Origin of the sequence: Streptomyces sp. SM11 (assembly GCF_002910905.1) — a bacterium.
Classification (GTDB): Bacteria; Actinomycetota; Actinomycetes; order Streptomycetales; family Streptomycetaceae; genus Streptomyces.
The window spans coordinates 1-6,459 of sequence record NZ_NEUE01000152.1 but is presented as its reverse complement, the minus strand read 5'-3'; the positions used below and the strand labels follow the sequence as shown (position 1 = coordinate 6,459).

General features: G+C 71.4%; 5 protein-coding genes. 1 reads left to right on the top strand and 4 read right to left on the bottom strand.

The window, feature by feature from the left end; all coding sequences use genetic code 11:
• Positions 1-34: 34 nt before the first annotated feature.
• Both B9S58_RS13030 and B9S58_RS13025 read right to left on the bottom strand, forming a co-directional pair.
• Positions 35-1,285, bottom strand: a complete 1,251-nt coding sequence (locus B9S58_RS13030; protein ID WP_103532279.1) for an Ig-like domain-containing protein — start codon at positions 1,283-1,285, stop codon at positions 35-37.
• Between the two features lie 215 nt (positions 1,286-1,500).
• Positions 1,501-2,742 (bottom strand): Ig-like domain-containing protein, encoded by a 1,242-nt coding sequence (locus B9S58_RS13025; RefSeq protein WP_103532278.1) that lies wholly within the window; start codon positions 2,740-2,742, stop codon positions 1,501-1,503.
• A 153-nt stretch (positions 2,743-2,895) separates the two neighbouring features.
• Between B9S58_RS13025 and glgX the strand changes: the two genes are divergently transcribed.
• Positions 2,896-5,178 carry a glycogen debranching protein GlgX gene (glgX, locus tag B9S58_RS13020; RefSeq protein ID WP_103532277.1) on the top strand — a complete coding sequence of 761 codons (2,283 nt, stop codon included), beginning with the start codon at positions 2,896-2,898 and terminating at the stop codon, positions 5,176-5,178.
• A 19-nt stretch (positions 5,179-5,197) separates the two neighbouring features.
• Here the strand turns inward: glgX and B9S58_RS13015 are convergent, their stop codons facing one another.
• Both B9S58_RS13015 and B9S58_RS13010 read right to left on the bottom strand, forming a co-directional pair.
• A complete protein-coding gene (locus tag B9S58_RS13015; RefSeq protein ID WP_374935669.1) occupies positions 5,198-5,785 on the bottom strand; it encodes a LuxR C-terminal-related transcriptional regulator in 588 nt (195 codons plus the stop codon).
• The coding region (locus tag B9S58_RS13010) for an ABC transporter permease (protein ID WP_258044446.1) at positions 5,674-6,459 on the bottom strand (786 nt) is incomplete at its 5' end. The genes B9S58_RS13015 and B9S58_RS13010, both read right to left, overlap by 112 nt.

Sequence of the window (6,459 nt, the reverse complement as noted above, 5' to 3'; positions counted from 1 at the left end):
CCCGCCGGGTCGATCGGGGAGCGGAGAGGACGTCCTACTTCTTCCACTTCTCCCAGTCCATGTTCCAGCCGTTGAGGCCGTTGTCCGGCTGGATCTGCTTGTCGTGGGAGTTCTCCACGATGACCACGTCGCCGATCATCGACTTGTTGTAGAACCACGCCGCCGGCGTCTGGTTGTCGTAGCCGCCGCGCACATCGCGCAGACCGACACAGCCGTGGCTGGTGTTGGTGTTGCCGAAGATGGAGGACGCGCCCCAGTAGTTGCCGTGCAGGAAGGTGCCCGAGGTGGACAGCCGCATGGCGTGCGGCACGTCCTTGATGTCGTACTCGCCGCCGAAGCCGACGGTGTCGCCGTTCATCCGGGTCACCTTGAGCTTCTCGCTGATGACCATCTGACCGTTGTACGTGGTCGTCGCCGGGGCGCCCGCGGAGATCGGGATGTCCTTGATCTGCTCACCGTCGCGAACCACCTTCATCCGCTTCGCGCTCGCGTCGACGGTGGAGACCTGGCTGCGGCCGATGGTGAACTTCACCGTCTTGGCCTGCTTGCCGTAGACGCCCGGCCGGCCCTCGACTCCGTCGAGGTGGAGTTCGACGGTCACCTTGGTACCCGCCGCCCAGTACTTCTCCGGGCGGAAGTCGAGGCGGTCGTTGCCGAACCAGTGGCCCTCGATCTCGACGGCCGGCTCGGCGGTCACCTTGATCGCCCGCTCCACCGCGTCGGGGTCGGTGATGCCCCGGGTGAAGTTGATGGAGACCGGCATGCCGACCCCGACGGTGGACCCGTCCTCCGGCGTGTAGTGCCCGATGAAGGTGTTCGCCGGGACGAGCGTGGTGAAGGTGGTGTCCTTCGCCGACTCACGACCCTCGGCGTCCTTGGCCACCGCGTGCACCGTGTACTTGGTGGCGGCGGCGAGGTGCCGCTCCGGCACCCAGCTCGCGCCATCGGCCGCGACCTCGCCCGCGACCTCGTTGCCCTTGGGGTCGGCGACCTTCACCGTGGTCAGCTTGCCCTGCTCGGCGCCGATCTTCAGCGCACCGCTGGTCGCCACGGAATCCGCACCGTCCTTCGGCGCGATGGTCACGACCGCCTGCGAGGCGGTCGTGTCCTCCTTCTTCGCGCTGCCCGCCGGGCCCTTATCGTTCTTGTCCCACGCGTCGGCACTGCCGCCGCACGCCGTCACCAGCAACAGCAGTACTCCCAGAACCAGGGCCAGAAGCCCCGGTCCGCCACGCCGCTTCCCGCTCGCCCCGGCCGATGCCCCCGATATCGGCTGCCCGTTCACTGTGGTCGTCTCCCCTCGCACGGCCTGGCCCCGCCATGGCCCGCACCCCCGCGCGCCGAACATGCGCGCCGCCGCAAGATAATCACATCGCGAGCGGGATGAGCTCTCTCCGGAACGTCACCGTTCCGTACCAAGTGGTCCGGAAAACCGCGCAGGTGGCGCGGGGTGCCGGGGCCGCCCCCGGGAACGACCGGGTGCGAGGAGCGTCCGGGGCCTCAGCGCAGGGCGGAGCCGGCCTTCCACTTCTTCCAGCCGAGGTTCCAGCCGCTGAGCCCGTTGTCCGGTGCGACCTTCTTGTCCTGGGAGTTGACCACCTCGACCACGTCGCCGATCAGGGTCCGGTCGAAGAACCAGCCGCCGGGTGTGGTGCCGCCACCGCCCTTGGCATCGCGCAGCCCGATGCAGCCGTGGCTGACGTTCTCCTCGCCGAAGACGGACTCGTCGGCCCAGTAGTTGCCGTGCAGGAAGGTGCCGGACTCGGTGAGCCGGATCGCGTGCGGAACGTCCGCGATGTCGTACTCGCCCTTGCCCTTCTTGTCCGTGAAGCCGACGGTCGCCCCGTTCATCCGGGTCACCTCGTGCATCTCGGTGACCACCATCTTCCCGTTGTACGTGGTCGTCTTCGGGGCCCCCGCGGTGACCGGGACCGTGGCTACCAGCTCTCCGTCACGGCGCACCTCCATCGTCTTGTCCCGCGCGTCGACCCGGGAGACCTGGGAACGGCCGACCGTGAAGACGACGGTCTTGTCCTGGCTGCCGTAGACCCCCGGGGCGCCCTCGACGTCCCGCAGCCCGATGTCGACGGTGACCTCGGTGCCGGGCTTCCAGTACGCCTTCGGGCGGAAGTCGATCCGGTCCTTGCCGAACCAGTGGCCGACGACCTCCACCACCGGATCGGACGTCACCCGGATGGCCTTCTCCACCGCGGCCCGGTCGGCGATGGGCCGGTTGAAGGAGAAGGAGACGATCATGCCGGTGCCGACGGTGGACCGGTTCTCCGGTTTGAAGTAGCCGATGAACCGGTGCTCGGGGACGAGCGTGGTGAACGTGGCGTGCCGGGCTGAGCGGCGTCCCGCCCCGTCCACGGCCACCGCGTCGATGCTGTACTTCGCGGCGAGGGCGAGCCGGGCCACCCGGGGCTCAGGGGCCCAGGAGCGCCCGTCATCGGCGATGCGCCCCGCCACCGTCTGCTGCTGCGCGTCCTCGATCCGCATGACCTTCACGCTCTCCAGCCGCCCGTCGGGGACCTTCACCGCGATGCGGGTCTCCTCGTCGACGTCCTTGGCGCCGTCCTCGGGGAAGACGCTGATCGCGCCGCCGTGAGATCGCGCCTTGCCGTTGAGCACGGCCTCCCGGGTGTCGGTGCAGCCGGTCAGAAGGGCCAGCACGGTCAGCAGTCCTGCCCATGTCAGCACGGCGGCCGAGCCGGCCCGTGCGCTCTTCGCTGTGTGGTTCACGCTCCCCCAACGACCAGGGCCGGTCGGGGGAAACGTGAGTGCGGGCCGTCCGGTGGGCAGAACGGAGGGGAGGACTACCTGAAGAGGGCCGCGGCCGGGACGCCGCGCGCCACCTCGTAGGTGCCCGTCCCACGAGCCGCGGGAGGCTACACGGTGTCGAGCGCAGCCGAGCAGGAGGCAGTACAGGATCGGGATCAGGAGCCGGTACAGGATCCGGACGCGGTGGCCGGCGCACGGGCGGAGGTCGCCCGGGCGCACCGCGCCGACGGCGCCCGGTCCGGGGCGTCGGCCCCCGGCGCCTGGCCCGGGGCCCCGATGCCGCTGGGGGCCCGCTTCCGGGTCGGCCCGGACGGGGTGGCGGGGACCAATTTCGCGCTGTGGGCGGGCGGGGCCGAGGCGGTCGAGCTGTGCCTGTTCGACGAGCGGGGCGTCGAGACCCGCTGCCCGCTGACCGAGCTGACCCATGAGATCTGGCACGGCTTCGTGCCCGGGGTGCGGCCCGGCCAACGTTACGGCTATCGGGTGCACGGCCGCTGGGACCCGTGGACGGGGGCCCGCTGGAACGCGGCGAAGCTGCTGCTGGACCCGTACGCCCGCGCGGTCGACGGGACCTTCACCCTGCCGCCCGAGGTCTACGGGCACGTACGGGACTGGCCGGACCAGCATGTCGCCGACACCGTGCGCGACGACCGGGACTCGGCGCCCCACGTGCCCAAGGGCGTGGTCGTCCACGATGACGACGACTGGGTGGAGGACCGCCGCCCCAAGACCCCGTGGGCCGACTCCGTCATCTACGAGCTGCACGTACGCGGCTTCACCAAGCTCCACCCGGACATCCCGCCCGAGCTGCGCGGCACGTACGCGGGGCTCGCGCACCCGGCCGCGATCGAGCACCTCACCCGGCTCGGGGTGACCGCCGTCGAACTGCTCCCGGTGCACCAGTTCGCCCACGAGGACCATCTGCTGCGGCGCGGACTGCACAACCACTGGGGCTACAACTCCATCGGCTACTTCGCCCCGCACGCCGACTACTCCGCGTCCGGCACCGCGGGCGGGCAGGTCGGCGAGTTCAAGCGGATGGTGCACGCGCTGCACGACGCCGGGATCGAGGTGATCCTCGACGTCGTCTACAACCACACCGCGGAGGCGGGCGAGCTGGGCCCCATGCTGTCGCTGCGCGGCATCGACAACCGGGGCTACTACCGCCTGCGGGACGACCCGCGCCGCTACGCCGACTACACCGGCTGCGGCAACACCCTGCACGTGGTGCAGCCCCAGGTGCTGCGGCTCATCACCGACTCGCTGCGCTACTGGGTCACCGAGATGGGCGTCGACGGCTTCCGCTTCGACCTGGCGGCGGCACTCGCCCGCTCGATGCACGACGTCGACATGCTCTCCCCGTTCCTCGCGGTGATCGCCCAGGACCCGGTGCTGCGCCGGGTCAAGCTCATCGCCGAACCGTGGGACGTCGGCAACGGCGGCTACCAGGTGGGGGCCTTCCCTCCCCTGTGGACCGAGTGGAACGACCGCTACCGCGACGCGGTGCGCGACTTCTGGCGCGGCGCGCTCCCCGACGTACGGGATCTGGGCTACCGGCTGACCGGCTCCAGCGATCTGTACGCCTGGGGCGGCCGCCGTCCGTACGCCTCGGTCAACTTCGTCACAGCGCACGACGGCTTCACCCTGCGCGACCTGGTCAGTTACGAGCAGAAGCACAACGAGGCGAACGGGGAGGGCAACCGGGACGGGACGAGCGACAACCGGGCGTGGAACTGCGGGGCGGAGGGTGAGAGCGACGACCCGGAGATCAACGCGCTGCGCCGCCGCCAGCTCCGTAACCTGCTGACCACGCTGCTGCTGTCCACCGGGGTGCCGATGCTGGTGGCGGGCGACGAGATGGGCCGGACGCAGGGCGGCAACAACAACGCCTACTGCCAGGACAACGAGACCGGCTGGCTGGACTGGTCGCTCCTCGACCAGCCCGAGTGGCGGGAACTGACCGAGCTGACGGCCCGGGTGCTGACACTGCGCCGGACCCATCCGGTGCTACGGCGCCGCGCGTTCTTCTCGGGCCGGGCGCAGGCCCCGGACGGGCTGCGGGACCTGGCGTGGTTCACGCGCGACGGCCGGGAGATGACGGAGGGCGACTGGTACGCCCCCGCCGCCACGCTCGGCCTCTACCTCTCGGGCCGGGACATCCCGGGACGGGACGCACGGGGCGTGCCGGTCACTGACGACAGCTTCCTGACGGTGCTGCACGCGGGCGCGGAGCCGGTCACCTTCGAGTTGCCGGGAGCGCCCTGGGCGAACGCCTACGAACTGGTCCTGGACACCTCGCGGGAGGAGCAGGCAGAGGAGCCCGGCACGGTCCTCGACGGCGGTGCGGAGCTGACCGTCCCGGCCCGCTCGGTGCTGCTGCTGCGGGTTGCGGAGTAGGGACAGGGCTGCCCGCGGATCAGCCGAGGATGCCCCGGTCGTAGCCGACGGCGACGGCCGCGGCCCGGTCCTTGGCGTCCAGCTTGGCGAAGATGTGCGTCAGATGGGTCTTCACGGTCGCCTCGCTGATGAACAGCTCGGCGGCGATCTCCCGGTTGGTGGTGCCCCGCGCCACCAGGACCAGCACCTCGCGCTCGCGGGCCGACAGGGAGGTCCCGGCGAGACCGGCGGCGGGGGTGCGGACCCGGGTCATCAGCCGGGAGGCGACGGCGGGCGACAGGACGCCGCGCCCGTCGGCGGCGGCCCGGACGGCCGCGAACAGCTCCTCGCGCGGGGCGTCCTTGAGGAGGTAGCCGGTCGCGCCCGCCTCGATCGCGGGCAGGGTGTCGGAGTCGGTGTCGTACGTGGTCAGCACCAGGACCTGGGAGCGCGCGCCGCGCCGGGTCAGCTCGGCGATGGCCGCCACTCCGCCGCCGCCGGGCATCCGCAGGTCCATCAGGACGACGTCGGGGTCGAGCCGCTCGACGACCGCGAGCGCGTCCACGCCGTTCGACGCCTCGCCCAGGACCTCGAAGCCCGGGGCGGCGGCCCCAGCAGTACGGTCCACAGGGCGACGACCCCGAGGTACGCCCAGTTCGGCCAGTGGCCGGACGCGGCCTGGTCCAGGGCCTGGGAGGCGGCGCCGAACGGGGTGACCTGCACGATGCGCCGCAGGGTGTCGGGCATCGCCTGGACGGGCACCCAGACCCCGGCGGTGAACATCATCGCGAGGTAGGCGACCGAGCCGACCGCGGTGGCCGCCTTCGTCGTACGGGACAGGGCGCAGATCGTCGCGCCCAGGGTGAGCACGGCGGTGACCGCGAGCAGCAGCGCCAGTGCGTGGCCGAACAGCTGCCGGGGCAGCGCGACCCCGTAGCCGACACGGCCGACGGCGACGACCAGGAGCGCCGAGCCCAGGGCGGCGGCGCCGTGCAGGGTGATCTGGGCGGTGAGCAGGGCCGAGGGCCGCACCGGGGTGGTGGACATGCGGCGCAGGATGCCGCGTTCGCGGTAGGCGGTGAGAACCGGTGGCATCGCCTGGAGCCCGGCCATGATCATGGCGAGCAGGATCGAGACGGGGACGTAGAGGTCGATGACCCGGCGCCCGCCGAGGTTGTCGTCGGCCACCTTGAAGGCCGGGACGAAGCCGAGGACCACCAGGAGGGCGGTCGCGAAGGCGAGGATCCAGAAGAGGCTGCCGGGTTCGCGGAGGAAGAGCCGGGTCTCGATGAGCAGGACGGC